The sequence below is a fragment of the Burkholderia sp. Bp9140 genome (assembly GCF_003853425.1).
In the GTDB taxonomy this organism is placed as follows: domain Bacteria; phylum Pseudomonadota; class Gammaproteobacteria; order Burkholderiales; family Burkholderiaceae; genus Burkholderia.
Map to the genome: position 1 here is coordinate 108,564 of NZ_QTPQ01000010.1, position 18,801 is coordinate 127,364.

The 18,801-nt window shown below is 66.4% G+C and carries 9 protein-coding genes and 1 pseudogene; 5 read left to right on the plus strand and 5 right to left on the minus strand.

All coding sequences use genetic code 11. The features are described 5' to 3' along the window. Positions 1-6: 6 nt before the first annotated feature. Entirely contained in the window at positions 7-1,191 is a 1,185-nt protein-coding gene (locus tag DIE21_RS10975; protein WP_124497713.1) for a sugar transporter, read from the minus strand. A gap of 199 nt (positions 1,192-1,390) precedes the next feature. Here DIE21_RS10975 and DIE21_RS10980 point away from each other — a divergent pair, with 199 nt between their 5' ends. After that, a complete protein-coding gene (locus DIE21_RS10980; protein WP_124497714.1) occupies positions 1,391-2,065 on the plus strand; it encodes an HAD family hydrolase in 675 nt (224 codons plus the stop codon). Between the two features lie 120 nt (positions 2,066-2,185). Then, positions 2,186-2,374, plus strand: a pseudogene (locus DIE21_RS10985) (endonuclease); the annotation flags it as partial. Positions 2,375-2,614: 240 nt separating this feature from the next. Here the strand turns inward: DIE21_RS10985 and DIE21_RS10995 are convergent. From DIE21_RS10995 to DIE21_RS11010, 4 genes are all read right to left on the minus strand, one after another. Further along, positions 2,615-4,054 carry a hypothetical protein gene (locus DIE21_RS10995; protein WP_124497715.1) on the minus strand — a complete coding sequence of 480 codons (1,440 nt, stop codon included), beginning with the start codon at positions 4,052-4,054 and terminating at the stop codon, positions 2,615-2,617. A 26-nt stretch (positions 4,055-4,080) separates the two neighbouring features. Next, on the minus strand, positions 4,081-4,368 hold the full coding sequence (locus DIE21_RS11000) for a PAAR domain-containing protein (RefSeq protein WP_124497716.1): 288 nt from the start codon (positions 4,366-4,368) through the stop codon (positions 4,081-4,083). Between the two features lies 1 nt (position 4,369). Then, positions 4,370-5,743, minus strand: a complete 1,374-nt coding sequence (locus tag DIE21_RS11005; RefSeq protein ID WP_124497717.1) for a hypothetical protein — start codon at positions 5,741-5,743, stop codon at positions 4,370-4,372. Positions 5,744-5,870: 127 nt separating this feature from the next. Beyond that, a complete protein-coding gene (locus tag DIE21_RS11010; RefSeq protein WP_124497718.1) occupies positions 5,871-9,392 on the minus strand; it encodes a type VI secretion system Vgr family protein in 3,522 nt (1,173 codons plus the stop codon). A gap of 406 nt (positions 9,393-9,798) precedes the next feature. Between DIE21_RS11010 and DIE21_RS11015 the strand changes: the two genes are divergently transcribed. The 3 genes from DIE21_RS11015 to glgB are packed head-to-tail and all read left to right on the plus strand — an operon-like array spanning position 9,799 to position 18,799. After that, positions 9,799-13,191, plus strand: coding sequence for an alpha-1,4-glucan--maltose-1-phosphate maltosyltransferase (locus DIE21_RS11015; RefSeq protein ID WP_124497719.1), 3,393 nt, complete (start codon positions 9,799-9,801; stop codon positions 13,189-13,191). Then, positions 13,191-16,601, plus strand: a complete 3,411-nt coding sequence (gene treS / locus DIE21_RS11020; protein ID WP_124497779.1) for a maltose alpha-D-glucosyltransferase — start codon at positions 13,191-13,193, stop codon at positions 16,599-16,601. Before DIE21_RS11015 ends, treS begins: the two co-directional genes overlap by 1 nt. Next, positions 16,598-18,799: a 1,4-alpha-glucan branching protein GlgB gene (glgB, locus tag DIE21_RS11025; protein WP_124497720.1), complete on the plus strand. Its 2,202-nt coding sequence runs from the start codon at positions 16,598-16,600 to the stop codon at positions 18,797-18,799. Before treS ends, glgB begins: the two co-directional genes overlap by 4 nt. Positions 18,800-18,801: the final 2 nt, after the last annotated feature.

The window sequence follows — 18,801 nt, forward strand, 5'->3', positions numbered from 1 at the left end:
GGTAAGCTACGCCACCGCCCGCCGCTCATGCAGCCGCAATGCGGCCCACGCGATCCCGGCCGAGAAGATCCCGACCACCCCGCCGAACGTGCCGATCCACGGCAGCCCGAAATCCCCGGCGATATGGTTGCCGAGCAGCGCGCCGGCGCCGATCCCGACGTTGTAGAGCCCGGAAAAGATCGACACCGCGAGATCGGTCGCCTCCGGTGCCAGCTTCAGCACCCACGCCTGCATCGCGAGACCGAAGCAGACGATCGCGCCGCCCCACACCAGCGTGTGAACCGACAGCGTGACGATGTTCAGCGCGCTCGGGAACAGGATCAGCAGGCAGGCCGACAGCGCGATGATCGACGCGAGCAGGAAATCGGCCGGCCGTTCCGGAAACACGCGGTTGAAGCAGAGCGCGGCCGGCATGCCGGCGACGCCGAACAGGATCAGCACGTAGGTGATCCGGCTGCTGCTCGCATGATTGACGCTTTGCACGAACGGCTCGATGTACGTGTACGACGTGAAGTGCGCGGATACCACCAGCACGGTGATCGCGTACAGCGCCACCAGCGCCGGCTTGCGCAGGAACGTGCCGATGCTCGCGAGCGAGCCGGCGCCCTGGCTCGGGAGCGTCGGCAGCGTCACGCGCAGCATCAGCAGCGCGACGGCCGCCGCGCCGCCGATCACGAGGAACGTGACACGCCAGCCGAGCGCCTCGCCGATCACGCGCCCGAGCGGAATGCCGGCGACCATCGCGATCGCCGAGCCCATCGCGAGCAGGCTGAGCGCGCGGCTTTTCCGGTCGCTCGGCGCGAGCCGCACGGCCAGCGGGACGGAAATCGACCAGAACACCGCGTGCGCGCACGCGATGCCGAGCCGGCCGATCATCAGCACCGTGAAATTCCACGCGACGCCGGTCACGACATGGCTGCCGATGAACACCAGCAGCGCGCAGCTCAGCAGCTTGCGGCGCTCGACGTGACGCGTGATGAAGGTCAGCGGCAGCGACACGACGGCGACGGCCCACGCGTAGATCGTCAGCATCAGGCCGACGGCGGTCGGCTGCATCTGCAGGCTGTCGCCGATCGCGCTCAGCAACGCGACGGGCACGAACTCGGTGGTATTGAAAATGAAGGCAGTGAGTGCCAGGGCCAGAACGCCCCACCACGACTGTTCGGAACTGACGGCGTCCGGGGTTGCCATACGGGAATTCGACAAAGGTTGGGGGCGCGGGCAGCCGGCCCGGCGCATCGGCGCGATTGTATCAGCGGCGCTTGACACGCTGCTGCCGGCCGCGATGCGGGGACATGGCGATGACACGGCCGTGCGTCGATAATGTCCGATGTGTCGAAGCAGCTTTCACGAACGATTCGCCCGAATGACCTCGGGCCGGGAGATTTACATGCGCATTGAAACGTCGTTTCTGTTCGATCTCGACGGCACGCTCGTCGACAGCGTCTACCAGCACGTGCTCGCGTGGAAGGAGGCGCTCGATGCCGAAGGCATCGAGCTGTCGGTGTGGCGCATCCACCGCAAGATCGGGATGAGCGGCGGCCTGTTCCTGAACCAGCTGCTGCGCGAGACGGCCGGCGACATCGACGCCGAGCGCGTCGAACGGCTCGCACGGCTGCATGCGGCCGCGTACCAGCGGCTGCGCGCGCAGGTCCGGCCGCTGCCGGGCGCGCGCGAGCTGCTGGCCGCGCTGTCGAATGCAGGCATTCGCTGGGCGATCGCGACCAGCGGGCGGATGGAAACCGCCGCGATCAATCTCGAGGCGCTCGGCGTCGATCCGGCGAGGAACGTGGTCGTCACGCGCGACCAGGTCAAGTATGCGAAGCCGGATCCCGACCTGTTCCTGACCGCTGCCGCGAAACTGAACGTGCCGATCGAACATACGGTCGTGGTCGGCGACAGCATCTGGGACATGCTCGCCGCGAGCCGCTGCCGTGCGCTGGGTGTCGGGCTGCTGTCGGGCGGTTACGGCAGCGACGAGCTGGAACGCGCGGGGGCGCTGCGCGTGTATGACGACCCGGCGGATCTGCTGTGGCATCTGGACGAGATCGCGGCGCGGCCGTGATGCCCGAACCGTCCGCCTGACCTGCATCGTCCGGGTTTCCGAAAGCGTCTTCAGCGGATTCAGCCCTTTCGTGCCCGGGTTCGTGCCGTTCCTGATCGTCCGGTAGCGCCATGCGTGAGCCGCGCGCCGGCGCCGCGCACGTTCCCGACGCGGTGCCCGGTGTTCTCGCTCGACCGGATCCGGATCCATCCGGGGGAGCTGCTGGTCGATGTAAACGTGCATCGCAGCGCGCGTGCGCGGCACGCGTCGGATCACTATCCGCTCGTCGCGCGGATGCGTGCAATGCCGGGCACGCCGCTTGCACGCTGAACACCCCGGCCTGATGGAACCTGACGGAGCTTGCCGATGCGAACCGACGAACTCGCCGGAACGGCCCTCGATTACTGGTGCGCGCGCGCGTGGTGCGTGGACGACGATTCGGCTACCGGCGAGAGTTCGGATATTCGGTCGATTCCGCGGATGTGAGGCTGCTCCGCATGGGCAGTCCGTCAGCCTCGAATGGCCACGACCATGCGACGCACACGTAGAAACGACAACGTCCGGCACGAGTCATCCGTACTCGCGCAAAACATCGTTCGTATAGAGGCGCGGTCCCCAAAAAAGGCGCCACGCGAAGCTCAGCAAGACGCCGCCGCCGATCGCGACCGTCAACACGGTCTCGGAGGTGCTCCACGCCTGATTGGGCGACATCAGGATCAAGAACGTCCACAGACCCATGAAGCCGGTCAACTCGGCCCACGGGAACAGCGCGTATTCGTATTCGGACTTCCACGGTACGTCCGCCACCGGTTTATCCTTGACGACGACATTCAGCGCGACGCCATTCGGCCTGGGCAGTGCGACGAGTTGCGCACCCTGACCGAAATGCGCCATCTTCGCCGCCAGCGCCTGAAGGAGCCACCGTGCTGCCGGCGCCTGCGGACCCACTGCCTGATCGAGCGCATGTTTCTCCACTTTCAGCTCGGTGTCCTTCACGGCTCCCAGCGTCGTGTGCAGCCCCAGTCCCTTCAGGCGGCTATACCAGAAATGGCGGATTCGCTCACGCGGCACCTGTTCCGCGCCGAGCAGCCGTGCGAGCGCGTTGTCGACTTCGTCTGCATCCGCGACGATCTGGCGGAACAGCCAGGCCTGACATTTCAGTTGCGGCTTTTCCCGCATGAGCTCAGGCGAACCGAGCAGCAACGCAACTGCTGCCTCGGACGTGTCCGGCTGGACATCCGGCTCCGCGCCGTTGAGATGCCACGCCAGCATCAGGCGGTATTTTGGGCTCCGGGCTGGCGCGTATGAATCCGCATGGGCCGTGCCGGTGTCATCCTCGAACCAGATGTCCGCAAATCCCGGATCCTTGTCGTCGCTCAACCACCGGATGCGAGGTTTCCCGGGTAGTTGCAGTTGCGTCCACACGGCCTGCACGTCCACATACGATTCGGCACGCTCGCACTGCATCACGATGTCAAACGAACCGCTGCGCGTCGCCTGCGTGAGCCGCGCCGCCAGTGGCGTCAGCAGCTTTTCGATCACCGCGCGCTCTCGGGACACGCCGTCCGCTCCTTCGATACCATCGAGTCGCATCGCTCCGCCGGGATTTTCCGGCGGACTCCCTTCAAGCTTCAACATGCGCTCGGCAAGGTTCGGCTCCGGCGCAAGAATCACGTTGTCGAGAACGGCCAGGCCCGAACGAACCTGGCGTTGCCATCTCGTGAGCAAATGCCAGCGCGCCGCATTCCTGACCGCCGCTTCAAACGCGCGACTGTCGTACATCGACGCATAAAGCACAAAGCTGACCGCTATCCAGAGCGCAAATGGCGCGGCCAGCGCGGTTCGCATGAAGTCGTCCGAAGCCATGGACTTTCCGGGCGGCCACACGGCGACAGTGCCGGCCAGAAACGCGCACTCGATCAGGACAAACAGTGCGACATATAGCCAGACGGGCGGCGGTTTGCCCGCCGTCCACTCGCCGTGGGCAGGCGGGGTCCAGCGAAATTTCATCGTGCCTCCATGATGAGCACGTTGCGTTATTCAACAATCCAGTCGCGCTGCGAAGCGACGAGGCGTGGCGGCGGATTGCAGGCGCACCGGCAAAGATCACCCTCGAGCGCATGCTGCTTGCCGTTGAAATCATCCTCTCGTGGTCTCGCGCCGTCGGGTTCGATATAACCGATGGTGTTGCATGCAGGGCATCGGACCCTCGCTCCCAGATAACTCAATTTTCGATCGTCGAGACCGATGTCATCGAGACCGTCAAGCACGACGCCATTCGCGGTGGTTCGGTCCTGTTGGAAGATGCAGGCGCGTTCGGCCATGTCACACGCCGATCCATTCCCAGTCGGCGTCACCGCCGGTATGTTTTGCTGCCGGCATCGTGTCTCCGTGGCGTAGCGTGACGATGCCCGCCACGTCGTAGCGCGTGGAATTCCAGCCTTCACGCACGCGCGGAAGCCATCGGCCGCTACGCGGGCAAGGCGTGCCAGGCTCGCTGAACTGCCGGGTCTCGTCGATGGTGTCGAACGAATACGGCTTGACCGGGGTCGGGGCGCTGCCTTCCCACAGCCACTGCACCGGGCCGTCGAGCTCGATGCCGTCGGCGGCCTCCTGGAGCATCCTCACGTTGCCCGTCGGAGCAACGTCCCCGGCCTTGAACGGTCTGAGCTGGAGGCTGCGATAGGCACCGTTGCCGGTCGTTCGCAGGGCCCGGTATAGGCCGTCTTCCGCGAACGTCTCGCCCGGGTTGACCGGGCGGGATGACATCGTGGCTCGTTGCGTTGCCTCCCATTGTTCACGATCCTGTGAAGTCGACGGGTAGTCGTGGTCGAAAGTTATACGGCTTTTGATCGGCTTAAAATCTACTTGCGGTGATAGCCCCCACCCGTGCCCCTCGTACTCGATCCTCATAAAGACAATACCGGAAAATTCGTATTGCCCTTTTTCAGCAATGTAATCCGGCGTCGTCTCGATCTTGAGTACTTTGTCTTGTCCTGGATGCAGAGTAACGATTCCATCCGGGAACTCACCCCGATTAATCAGATTCTTTGCGCCCAACCCAAATGCCCACGACTTGGGACTCGCTTCGATGCCGCCACGCTGAGAAATTTTTCCGACAGCGCCGACCCCCAGGCGCCCACCAACAGTCGTCCCGCCCCACTGATCCGGCGTCTTGAATCTAATCCACCGAGCTCCAGAATTAATAAATCTTACCGAAACAATGTAGTGATTTCCTTTACGCTCGATGCCCACGGTTGAAAAATCCAACTTAATGATCTTCTTTCCATCCGAGCGCGCCTGATCGGATAGCCTGAACGGTGCATCAAACACTTGATGTCTGAAGCGCTCAGGAATGAGGCGCAATGAACCCGACCTCCGCATGACGCTTCCTTCCTCCAGACAGACTACGCTGAACATCGCCGCAGGATCATGCGTTTCGGGACCGCCAGTTTGAATCTCCTTGTCACATAAGGTACGAGCCACGTCGTTCAGCTGTAGCACGTCACTATTCTGCAGGCTTAGAGAAAAAACCCCCACGCCGGTTTCGTGGTCGTCATTGATGGTATCCCCTTTGGCAAAATGAAATTTTCCTTCACCATCGTAAGTCATCTTTCTCGATCCATATTGAAGACCGCCGGACCAGGAAAGAGAAAACGCGCCGGGCTTCGAAGTGCCATTTTTAAAATCATTTGCCATAACACAACCACCCCATACAAATGTAAAAAATGCAAATAGAACCAGCCTTCCTACGATATTCGAATATTGAAAACCACATTCGACCGCAAGAATCTCCCCTCTCTTCTTACAAGTCGTTGCCGACCTCTCAAAATTTACCCTGCGATGCCTCATAGCCGACCCTCCACAACTTGTTGGTTTTAGCGGAAAACCATCTTCGAATATATTCGAGGTAGTACGGTGATGTCGTCGCCGTCGGCCGAAGACATCCACCACCCATTAGATTGGTTGCAGTCTCTATAATCCAGAAATTGTTCTTGGATTTATTGGAATCAGCGAGCGAAAAATCTATATCCATACCATTTCTTATGTAAATCGAATGCACAAATCCGCCCTGCTCCCAATATTCATCCGGAAAATTAAACAGATGTCCGGTTTCATGTGCCTTCGTTTGGGTCACAATCTTTCTCTTTCCGGCCCCACTGTTATCTGGTTCATAGTCGTCCTCCGGCCAATTCAGCGCGTCGGCTCGCTCGGTCGTCGGATATAGATTGATGGTGATGTTCGGGTTGAGTGTCGGAGCGTCAGCCGCCCGGGCAACATGCACGTCGGCGCAGAATTTGACGGAGATTCGACAACCGCAGGCACCGCCCTTCTGGCACCCGTCGAGAATCAGCTTGTAGTTGCCCTGATTCAGGGTCTTTTCAATCTGGTTTTTGTAGGTGGAAGCGCCAACTTCCTTCGGGTCGCGCTCCACCAGCATCAGCCCCTGCTCCGCGAGGGTCTTGGGAGAATTTGCTCCGTTCCGGAAGGTTTCATACTGAACAACAACGTAGTCATTGTTCGCGTCCCGCAACGGCTCCCCGGTCGCTCGATTCATTTTCACCAGCAGTCGCGGCACCAATGCGATAACCACCTTCGCCGTCAACGTTTTACTGACCGAATCGTAGGTGAACTGGCATGTGGTCGGCGCCGTCCCTGCACACATGACAGGTTGGCCGTCCTCCGTAAGACGCTCGGTCCTCGCCCAGCCATACTTTTGATACGGCGGCGTCTCCCGCATCATCGTTGCCGATTCAACAAAATCGGCCAGTTGCCAGTTGCATGGCGCCGGACTCTGCAACTCAATGGGATCAGGCGGAACGCAGATTGACTTCTCGTTTTCGGCGTCGTTCACCGTCAAACCGCCATTGCCTGGCGTTTTGGAACCCGCACCCGACTTCCCACCGAACAAGCCACCGAGAAACGACGGCGCCGCGGCGCCGGTATCTGCCGACGCATCCGTCACGGACGCAGGAGATGCCGGCGGAACGAAGTTCGGATTGGTGCGCCAGACCTCGCAGCCCGTCGTATACGGCACGAACTGCGGCGCAAATGCCGCGCCGCCCAGATCCATCTGCGCCGGCCCGGTCTTTTTCAGGCTACTGGTCTTGAACAACACACCGCCGCGCGTCCCCATTTCGATGCCGCCTGGCGTCATGCGGAAATACGAGCCGCCAACGTTCATCACGATTTCCCTGGACGACTTGACGTGGAGCACGCCGTTCACCGTCTCGACCGTCATGTCTTCCTGCGACGCAAGCTGCATGCGACCGCGCTGTGCCTGCATCACGACCGCGCCCGCCGCCGCAATCAGGCTCATGCCTTTCTGCGTGAACAGCGACACCATGTCGTGCGCGGCCACCGTGAAGCGCTTCCAGACGCTCCAGCTCGCATCGCCCCTGGCGATGCCCGTGATGTTTTCGCCGGCGACGACCTGCACGCTCTTGCCCGCCACGACGCCGGCCGATGCCGGCGCGGTCACCAGCACACCGGACTGCTGAAGCTGGTCAAACGCCTCGTTCGCGGCCCGCTGACGGTCGATATCGGCCGCCTCGGCCTTCGACGCCTGAGCGGACGACGCCAGCGCTTTCGCCAGTGCCAGCGCATCCTCGAGCTGTGCAACGGTTTCCTGCATGTCGAGTTGCTTGCCGGACGCGCCGTGTCGCGCATGGGCCGACACCAGCACACCACCGCCGCCTCGCAGCGCGGCAGGCCCATCCGATCTCAGTTCGGCACCGCTACCCCGCTCGCTCTGGGCGCGGTCTACCATATGCCCGAGATTGAGTTGCGACTTGCCATGCTCGGTCGCGACCTTGATGTGCTCGCGCCGTTCCCCGTCATCCATCTCCAGCGTATTGTTCGAGCGCGTGCGGATCGTGTTGCGCGTGCCCCAGGGAACGCCCGCGACGATCGGATCCGTGTGTTGGGCGGTATGCAGCACGTGGCTGATGAACGGCAAATCCACGCAGCCCCACAGGAAGCTCACGCCGACCACCGTACCCTCGACGAGCCCGAAATGAAAACCGGTCTGGTTCGGCCCCGCGAACGGCTTGGCCAACCGCATCGGGCAGCTCTGCAGACCGGGCGTCCGCGTGTCGCGATCCAGATGAAGATCGACGATGTATTCGCCCTGACCATCCAGATACGGATCCCGCCAGCCGCCCGACGACGCGATCGTCCCGGTGATGACGCCGTCGATGCGCGGCCAGGTTTCTTCCTTCAACGGCAGTCGATACTGGCGATCGGACGGAATCGCGTCGAACGCCACGTGATATGCCTTCTTCCGGCTCACGCGGCACGTCACCCTCACCACGAGCAGGCCATGCTTCGCATCCGGCAATGGCCGGTTCGACAGTTTCAGCACCGAGCCGGGCGTGAGGTCCAGCATGTCGCACTCGCCGCGGTACTCGACCTGTCCGGCCAGCGCCGCCTCGCGGCGCAGTTGCGCTTCCTCCCTCGCCTCGTCCTCGCTGGGGCTCGGCGCCCCCCAGGTATACGTTTCACCATACGTCGTGCGATCGTCGCGAATCGAGCTGACCGCCTCGATCGGCTTCGATATCGCCGATTCGGTATGGAACGTGCGTACCGCGTAGGCCGCCGGCAAGGTCTTCGCGTGCATTTCGAGCACGCCGACCGACTCGACGCCTCCGGCTTCCAGTCCGCTGTGCGGCCGGTACGCAACCGTCAAGCTGTCCGGGTCGCGGCGATAGTGCGCATAGTCGTCGCCGAAACGAATGCGCTCGCAACGTTCGCCTTCCTCGCACACGAACCAGATACCCGAGCGTCTGCACAAGCGCGTAATGAACGCAAGGTCATCCTCGCCCCATTGCATCACGAAGCTGCGCTTGCGATAGGTCCGGTACAGCTGGAATTCAAAGCGCGCGAAGATCTTGTTGAACTCATGTTCCCGAAGAATCTGCTCGATGATTTCGGGAATGCTCATGTCGAGGAAAAACCGGCATTTGGGCGCATTGCGTAGCAGCGCCAGACGCGATTCCAGCACGATTTCGTACAGCGACTGGTCGCGGTTGGTCGCCTTCAGCGCGAAGCCGGTCACGATACCTTGCACTCGCCGCGCCTTTTCCGGTTGGCTCCAGCGGTCACGCGGCGGCGGCTGGATGACGAATGCACCCATTCGATTCAGGAATTCGCCGCGCGACAAATCATGCCGCGGATGGGTGAACTGAATCGCATACTTCGTCGGCTCACCGATTCCACGCGTGCCTTCGAACTCGTACACGTCCGCGAGCGCGGCTGCCGGCGCACCCTTGATATCGAGGCGGTAGAACTGATGGATGTCGATGCCCGCACGCGCGGTTGTATCGGAAATTGCCGTGCTTGTGGTCAAGGCGCCCCCGTCGAACGTTTTTGGAATATCGCGAGCGATCCTAACCGTCCGGGAGGCAACGAGACCATAGGACCCGTATGAATTTGCCGCGCATATCGATGCGACCGTTTCATCGGGATCGGTTCTTGCGTACCGGACCTGCAGCGACAAACGCCCCATCCCGTCCGGACGTCGAGGTTTTCATCAGTGACTCGACGTCTTTGGCAAAAATTTCACGACGCCGGACCACTCCGCGGCCACACCAACCCGCGCAAAAATGCGGCGACCGTTCCCCCGCCATGCAAAAACGACAGTCCGGAGCCGTCGAAAGCCCTGCGGGCGCTTGCCGCACCGGGCGCCGCCCAGCAGGCACGCGCGTTGCGACGAACCGCAGTCACCGTTCGCCACCGCCCGCACACGCCATCCCATGAACGCCACACCGCCCTTCGCCCCGCACCTCTACTTCTGCGACGCTCGCCTCATCGGCCCGCTCGACGCGTGGCCCGACACGTTCGCGCACGTCGCGGGCATGGGCTTCGACCACGTACTGATCGGCGGCTTCTGGGCCGCCAGCGTCGCGGGCTTTCCGCGCCACGTCGCGGACTTCCACCGGCCGGCCGCGACGTTCGCGACCCGCGCCGGCGCGCTCGAGACGTTCTCGCGGCTCGCGCAGCTTGCGCACGGTCACGGGCTGCGCGTGCTGCTCGAAGTGGTGCCGGACCGCATCGCCCGCGACAATCCGCTGCGCGCCGAGCACCCGGACTGGTACGTCGTGCGCTCGCATGACGACGCGCTGATCGATCCGCGCTGCGCCGCACACGAACTGGACGTCGCGCATGCGCAGATCGGCGAGGACGCGACGCACGATGCACTGTCCGCGTGGTGGTGCGCGCACCTCGCCGCGTTCGCGGATGCCGGCGCGGCCGGTTTCCTGATCGACGCGCCGCACCGCCTGCCGGCCGCGTGGTGGCCCGGCTGGCGCGCGGCGCTGCGTCGCGCGCGCCCGGACGTCGCGGTGCTGGCCGGTGTGCCCGGCCATGCGCGCGACGCGCTCGCGCAGCTCGAGGCGGCCGGCTTCGACGCGGTGTTCTCGTCGGCACGCTGGTGGGATCTGCGCGCGCCCTGGTTCGTCGACGAACACCGGTTGCTGCGCCGCATCGGCTCGCCGATCGCGTTTCCGGACGCATTCGACGGCCCGCGTCTCGCCGACGACTGGAGCACCGCGCCGGACGAGACGGTCGCCCGCGCCTACCACCGCGCGTTGTGGACCGCGGCCGCGGTCGGCACCGGCTGGCTCGTGCCGATGGGCTTCGAGCGCGGCGTCGCGCTGCCGCTGATGGCACGCGACGCGGACGCCGCGCGCTACCGCGCCGCGTTCGACGGCGCGCGCTTCGACCTGTCCGGCGCGATCGCCGACGCGAACGCGTGGCGCCGCGCGACACCGCTCGCGGCCGAGCGCGGCGAAATCGCGCAACTGAGCGCGCCCGGCGCGGCCGCGACCGCGCTGCTGCGCGGCACGGGCCCGTCGCTCGAACACGACGACACCGCGCTGCTGATCGCACTGAATCCCGATCTCGCTACCCCAGCGCGCGTCGATTCCGCCGCCATCCTGCCCGGCGTGCCGGGCGGCTTCACGCACGTCGCGACGCCGGACGGCACGTACAAGCACGCGCCGGTCGCGCTGGAGGCCTTCACGCTCGAGCCCGGCGGCCATGCGCTGTTCGACGCGTGGCGCGCGCCGCCCGCAACCACGCACGCCGATGCCGCCCGCGAGCACGCCGCCCTGTCCGCCGCGCTCGCGGGCGACCGGATCGCGATCGAACGCGTCGAGCCGACGGTCGACGGCGGCCGCTTCGCGATCAAGCGCGTGATCGGCGAAACGCTGGTCGTGCACGCATCGATCTTCTCGGACGGCCATGCGCATCTCGCGGCCGCGCTGCAATGGCGCGCGGACGACGAAGACGCATGGCGCGAAGTGCCGTTCGTCGCGCAGCCGAACGACCGCTGGCACACGCGCATCGCGCTCGACCGGCTCGGCCGCCACGCGTTCCGCGTGATCGCGTGGCGCGACGACTGGGCGTCGCTCGTCACCGACGTCGCGAAGAAGCGCGCGGCCGGCCAGGACGTGACGCTGGAAGTACGCGAAGCGCAACTGCTGCTCGCGACCGCGCTGAAGCGCGCCGATCCGGCCGATCCGCGCGCGGTCGCGCACATGGAACGGCTGGCCGCCGACTTCAGGGACGCGTCGCTCGACGGCCGGCTCGCGCTGCTGGACGCGCCGGCACTCGCCGACGCGTACGCGGCGCTGCGCTACCGGCCGTTCGTCACGCACGACGACGCCGTCTACCCGGTCGAGGTCGAACGCCGCGCCGCACGCTTCTCGAGCTGGTACGAGATGTTCCCGCGCTCGGCGAGCAACGACCCGCGCCGGCACGGCACGTTCGACGACGTGATCGCACAACTGCCGCGCATCCGCGACATGGGCTTCGACGTGCTGTATTTCCCGCCGATCCACCCGATCGGCACGACCGCGCGCAAGGGCCGCAACAACTCGCTGAAGGCGGGCCCCGACGACGTCGGCAGCCCGTATGCGATCGGCGCGCCCGACGGCGGCCACACGGCCGTGCATCGGGAGCTCGGCACGCTCGCGTCGTTCCGCGTGCTGGTCGACGCGGCACACGCGCAGGGGCTCGAGATCGCGCTCGATTTCGCGATCCAGTGCTCGCCCGACCACCCGTGGCTCGCCGCGCATCCGGGCTGGTTCGCGTGGCGGCCCGACGGCTCGCTGCGCTATGCGGAGAATCCGCCGAAGCGCTACCAGGACATCGTGAACCCCGATTTCTATGCGCCGGACGCGCTGCCCGGCCTGTGGCTCGCGCTGCGCGACGCGGTGCTGTTCTGGGTCGACGCGGGCGTGCGGATCTTCCGCGTCGACAATCCGCACACGAAACCGCTGCCGTTCTGGGCGTGGATGATCGCCGACGTGCGCGGCAAGCATCCGGACGTCGTGTTCCTGTCGGAGGCGTTCACGCGGCCGGGAATGATGTACCGGCTCGCGAAGGTCGGCTTCTCGCAGTCGTACACGTATTTCACGTGGCGCGAGACGAAGCACGAATTCATCGACTACCTGACCGAGCTGACGGCCGGCCCCGCACGCGAGTTCTTCCGGCCGAACTTCTTCGTGAACACGCCCGACATCAATCCGCGCCACCTGCAGAACGCGCCGCACGCGCAATTCGTGATCCGTGCGGCGCTGGCGGCGACGCTCGCCGGGTCCTGGGGCCTGTACTCGGGCTTCGAGACCGGCGAGTCGGCGCCGCTGCCCGACAGCGAGGAATACGCTGACGCGGAGAAATACGAGCTGCGCGCACGCGACTGGCGCAAGGCCGCGCGCATCGGCGCCGAAGTCGCGCGGCTGAACCGCGCGCGGCGCGACCATCCGGCGCTGCAGACGCACCTCGGCCTCACGTTCGTCGACGCGGACAACGACCAGGTGCTCGTGTTCGTGAAGGCGACGCCCGCGCACGACAGCGTCGTCGCGGTCGCGATCAGCCTCGACCCGTGGCATCCGCAGGCCGCGAACTTCACGCTCGACGCGTCGCTGTGGCGTGCCTTCGGGCTCGCCGACGGCGAACCGCTCGACGCGTTCGAACAGGATGCCGCGCAGGCCGAAACCTGGCGCGGGCATCGCCAGTACGTCTCGCTCGACCCGCACGTGCGGCCGTATGCGATCTGGCGGCTCGCGCCGTCTCCCGGCGCCGCGCGAGCGGCGGCGCCCGACCCGGGCGATGCCCGGGGCCCTTCCGGAGCCCACGGATGATGAAACGCGAAGATTCCCTCGACGACGTGCGCCGCGCGCAGTTTCCGTCGCTCGCACCAGCCGGCACCCCGCGCCGGCGCCGTTCGCGGCGCCGGGCGCCCGCGCTCTGCGCGGACGATCCGCTGTGGTACAAGGACGCGATCATCTACCAGGTGCACGTGAAGTCGTTCTACGACTCGAACAACGACGGGATCGGCGACTTCCCGGGCCTGATCATGAAGCTCGACTATATCGCCGAGCTCGGCGTCGACACGATCTGGCTGCTGCCGTTCTACCCGTCGCCGCGGCGCGACGACGGCTACGACATCGCCGACTACCGCGACGTGCATCCCGACTACGGCACCCTCGCCGACGTGCGGCGCTTCATCCGCGAGGCGCATGCACGCGGCATCCGCGTGATCGCCGAGCTCGTGATCAACCACACGTCGGACCAGCATCCGTGGTTCCAGCGCGCGCGGCGCGCGAAGCCCGGCTCGATGCATCGCGACTACTACGTGTGGTCAGACACCGACACGAAATACGCGGGCACGCGGATCATCTTCCTCGATACGGAAACCTCGAACTGGACACACGACCCCGTCGCCGGCCAGTACTACTGGCACCGCTTCTACTCGCACCAGCCGGACCTGAACTTCGACAACCCGGCCGTCGTGCGCGAGGTGATCCAGGTGATGCGCTTCTGGCTCGATCTCGGCATCGACGGGCTGCGGCTCGACGCGGTGCCGTACCTGGTCGAGCGCGAAGGCACCAACAACGAGAACCTGCCCGAGACGCATGCGATCCTGAAGCGGATCCGCGCGACGATCGACGCCGAGTATCCGAACCGGATGCTGCTCGCGGAAGCGAACCAGTGGCCCGAGGACGTGCAGGAATACTTCGGCAACGAGAACGAATGCCACATGGCGTTCCACTTCCCGCTGATGCCGCGCATCTACATGTCGATCGCGAGCGAGGACCGCTTCCCGATCGTCGACATCATGCGGCAGACGCCGGCGCTCGCGCCGAGCAACCAGTGGGCCGTGTTCCTGCGCAACCACGACGAGCTGACGCTCGAGATGGTCACCGACTCGGAGCGCGACCTGTTGTGGCAGACCTATGCGTCCGACCGGCGTGCGCGGATCAATCTCGGCATCCGGCGCCGCCTCGCGCCGCTGATGGAGCGCGACCGGCGCCGCATCGAGCTGATCAACTCGCTGCTGCTGTCGATGCCCGGCACGCCGGTGATCTACTACGGCGACGAGCTCGGGATGGGCGACAACATCCACCTCGGCGACCGCGACGGCGTGCGCACGCCGATGCAATGGTCGTCGGACCGCAACGGCGGCTTCTCGCGCGCGGACCCGGAACTGCTGGTGCTGCCGCCCGTGATGGGCTCGCTGTACGGCTATGACGCGGTCAACGTCGAGGCGCAGACGCGCGACCCGCACTCGCTGCTGAACTGGACCCGCCGGATCCTGTCGACACGCCGCGCGACGCAGGCGTTCGGTCGCGGCGCGATCCGCTTCCTGCGTCCGGAGAACCGCAAGGTGCTCGCGTACCTGCGCGAGCTGGAAGGCCACGAGACGGTGCTGTGCGTCGCGAACCTGTCGCGCGCGTCGCAGGCGGTCGAGCTCGACCTGTCCGAATTCGCGGGCCGCGTGCCGATCGAGATGACGTCGGACTCGGCGTTCCCGCCGATCGGGCAGCTCACGTACCTGCTCACCTTTCCGCCGTACGGGTTCCTGTGGTTCGTGCTGTCCGAGCACGGCCGTGAGCCGTCGTGGCGGCAACCGCATGCGGAGCCGCTGCCCGAATACGTGACGATCGTGATGCGGCGCGGCGACGTGCGTCCGGACGTCGGGCAGCTGCACACGCTCGCGCACGATGCGCTCGCGTCGTGGCTCGCGCGGCGGCGCTGGTTCGCATCGAAGGATCGCGCGATCGGCGACGCGTGGCTGAACATCGTCACGCCGATGCCGGACGAACCGTTCCAGTACGCGGAGGCCTGGGTGTCCGCGAGCGACGGCGGCGTCGAACGCTACGTCGTGCCGCTGGCCGCCGCATGGGGCGGCGAGACATCGCACCCGCTGTTCGCGCAGCTCGCGCTCGCGCGCGTGCGGCGCGGCCATACGGTCGGCTACCTGACCGACGCGTTCGCGCTGCCCTCGTTCGCGCGCGGGATACTGCGCAAGCTGCGCGACGGCGCGACCGTGCCGACGTCCGACGGCGGCCGCCTCGACTTCCTGCCCGAGTTCGCGCTCGCCGGGCTCGATCCCGGCGACGACGTCGAGGTGCGCTGGCTCGCGGCCGAGCAGAGCAACAGTTCGCTCGTGATCGGCGACGCCATCGTGCTGAAACTGGTGCGCAAGGTCGCGCACGGCATCCACCCGGAAGCGGAAATGAGCCGGTACCTGACGCGGATCGGCTATGCGAACACCGCGACGCTCGCCGGTGAAGTCGTGCACGTCGATCCGGACGGCACGCCGCATACGGTCGCGATCCTGCAGCGCTACGTCGACAATCAGGGCGACGCGTGGACGCGCTCGTTCGACTTCCTGAGGCGTGCGGTCGACGAGCTCGCGCTGCCCGCCATCGACGATGGCGAAGCGGCCGAGCCCGACGAGGAACCCGATGCGCTGCTCGGCTACGCGGCGTTCGCGGGGATCGTCGGCACGCGGCTTGGCCAGTTGCACGTCGCGCTTGCACAGCCGTCCGACGACCCGGCGTTCATGCCGGAGCGCGCGACGCCCGAACACATCGATGGCTGGCGCGTCGATGCGGTCGCATCGTTCGAGCACGCGCTCGACGTGCTGGCCACGCGGCTCGATACGCTCGACCCGGCCGCGCGTGCCGCGGCCGACACGCTGCTCGCGTCGCGCGACGCGGCCGTGCAGGCGCTCGGCGGGCTGGTGCCGCGCATGCTCGACGCACAATGCATCCGCATTCACGGCGACTTCCATCTCGGCCAGGTGCTCGACGTGCAGGGCGATGCGCTGCTGATCGACTTCGAGGGCGAGCCCGCGCGTCCGCTGGAGCGGCGCCGCGCGAAGTCGCATCCGCTGCGCGACGTGGCCGGCTTCCTGCGCTCGCTGTCGTACGTGAGCGCGGCCGCGCAGTTCGTGATCGAGAAGGCGCCGCCGCAGGCGGCCGGCCGCAAGCGCGCGCTGTTCGACCGCTTCGGGCAGGCCGCCGCCGACCGCTTCGTCGAATGCTATCGCGCGGCCGCGGACCAGGCGCCCGAACGCTTCGTCGATCCGCGCTACGCCGATCGCCTGCTCGCGCTGTTCCTGATCGACAAGGCGTCGTACGAGCTGTGCTACGAAGCCGCCAACCGCCCCGACTGGCTCGGCGTGCCGGTCGGCGGGCTCGCCGCGCTCGTCGAACGCCTGCTCGACACGAACGGCGAGCCCGACAATGGAGGCACCCGATGACCGACACACTGTTCGACCGCCGCGATATCGATGCGCTGCTCGCCGGTCGCCATCCGGACCCGTTCGCGTGCCTCGGCCCGCATCGCGATACCGGGCGGATCGTCGTGCGCGCACTGCTGCCCGGCGCGCGGCGCGTGCGCGCGGTGACGCCCGACGGCGACGACCTCGGCACGCTCGCGTGTGTCGACGATGCCGGCTGCTTCGCCGGGACGATCGCACGCAACGGCCATTACCGGCTCGCGATCGAGTGGCCCGACACGCATCAGGTGACCGACGACGCGTATGCGTTCGGCCTGCTGCTCGACGACGCGGCGCTCGCACGGTTCGCGGCGGGCGACCCGGCCGCCGTGCTCGACTGCCTCGGCGCAACGCCCACGCGCGTCGACGGGATCGACGGCGTGCGCTTCGCGGTATGGGCGCCGAACGCGCAGCGCGTGTCGGTCGTCGGCGAGTTCAACACCTGGGACGGCCGCCGTCATCCGATGCGGCTGCGGCGGCCATGGGGCGTGTGGGAGCTGTTCGTGCCGGGGATTGGCGCCGGCGAGCACTACAAGTACGAGCTGTGCGCGGCCGACGGGCACGTGCTGCCGCACAAGGCCGACCCGTGCGCACGCGCGACCGAGGCGCCGCCGCGCACCGCGTCCGTCGTCGCCGATACGGCGGCGCTCGACGCGTTCGCGTGGCACGACGACGGCTGGATCCACGCGCGGCCGCATGCGGACCGCCGCTTTCGCATCCCGTGGTCGATCTACGAGGTGCATCCGGAGTCGTGGCAGCGCGTGCCCGAGGAGATGGACCGCAGCGCGACCTGGGACGAACTCGCCGAGCGGCTGATCCCGTACGCGCACGGCATGGGCTTCACGCACGTCGAATTCATGCCGATCTCGGAGTACCCGTTCGGCGGCTCGTGGGGCTACCAGCCGCTCGCGCAGTTCGCGCCGTCCGCGCGCTTCGGGCCGGTCGACGGCTTCGCGCGCTTCGTCGACCGCGCGCATGCGGCCGGCCTCGGCGTGATCGTCGATTGGGTGCCCGCGCACTTCCCCAACGATCCGCACGGCCTCGCGCAGTTCGACGGCAGCGCGCTGTACGAGCACGCCGATCCGCGCGAAGGCATGCATCCGGACTGGAACACCTGCGTGTTCAACCTCGGGCGCAACGAGGTCGGCGCGTTCCTCGTCGCGTCGGCGCTCGCGTGGGCGCGCCGCTATCACGTCGACGGAATCCGCGTCGACGCGGTCGCGTCGATGCTGTACCGCGACTATTCGCGCAAGGAAGGCGACTGGGTGCCGAACATCTACGGCGGGCGCGAGAACCTCGAATCGGTCGCGTTCCTGCGCGCGCTGAACGACACGCTGCACGGTGCGCTCGCGCCCGCCGGCGTCGTCACCTTCGCGGAGGAATCGACCGCGTGGCCGGGCGTCACCGCGTCGACCGTCGACGGCGGGCTCGGCTTCGACTTCAAGTGGAACATGGGCTGGATGCACGACACCCTCGCGTATCTGCGCGAGGATCCGATCCATCGCCGCTATCACCACGACCGGATGACCTTCGGGCTCGTCTATGCGTTCTCCGAGCGCTTCGTGCTGCCGCTGTCGCACGACGAGGTCGTGCACGGCAAGGGCTCGCTCGCCGCGAAGATGCCGGGCGACGCATGGCAGCGGCTCGCGACGCTGCGCGCGTACTTCGGCTTCATGTGGGCGCATCCGGGCAAGAAGCTGCTGTTCATGGGCAGCGAATTCGCGCAATGGGCCGAATTCGCGCACGACGCGACGCCGCACTGGGACCTGCTCGACGCGCCCGCGCATCGCGGCGTGCAGCGGCTCGTGCGCGACCTGAACCGCGCGTACGCGGCCGAGCCGGCACTGCACGCGCTGGACTGCCACGCGGCCGGCTTCGCCTGGCTGATCGGCGACGATCGCGACAACAGCGTGTTCGCGTTCGCGCGCCGCGACGACACGGGGCGCCTCGTCGTTGCGGTCTGCAACTTCACGCCGGTGCCGCGCGCCGGCTATCGCATCGGACTGCCCGCGCCCGGGCGGTGGCGCGAACTGATGAACACCGATGCGGCCACGTACGGCGGCACGAACGCCGGCAACGACGGCGTCGTGTGGGCGGAGGACGGCCCCACGCACGGTGAATCGTGGTCGGCCAGCTTGCGCCTGCCGCCGCTCGCAACCCTATGGCTGAGCCCGGCCTGACT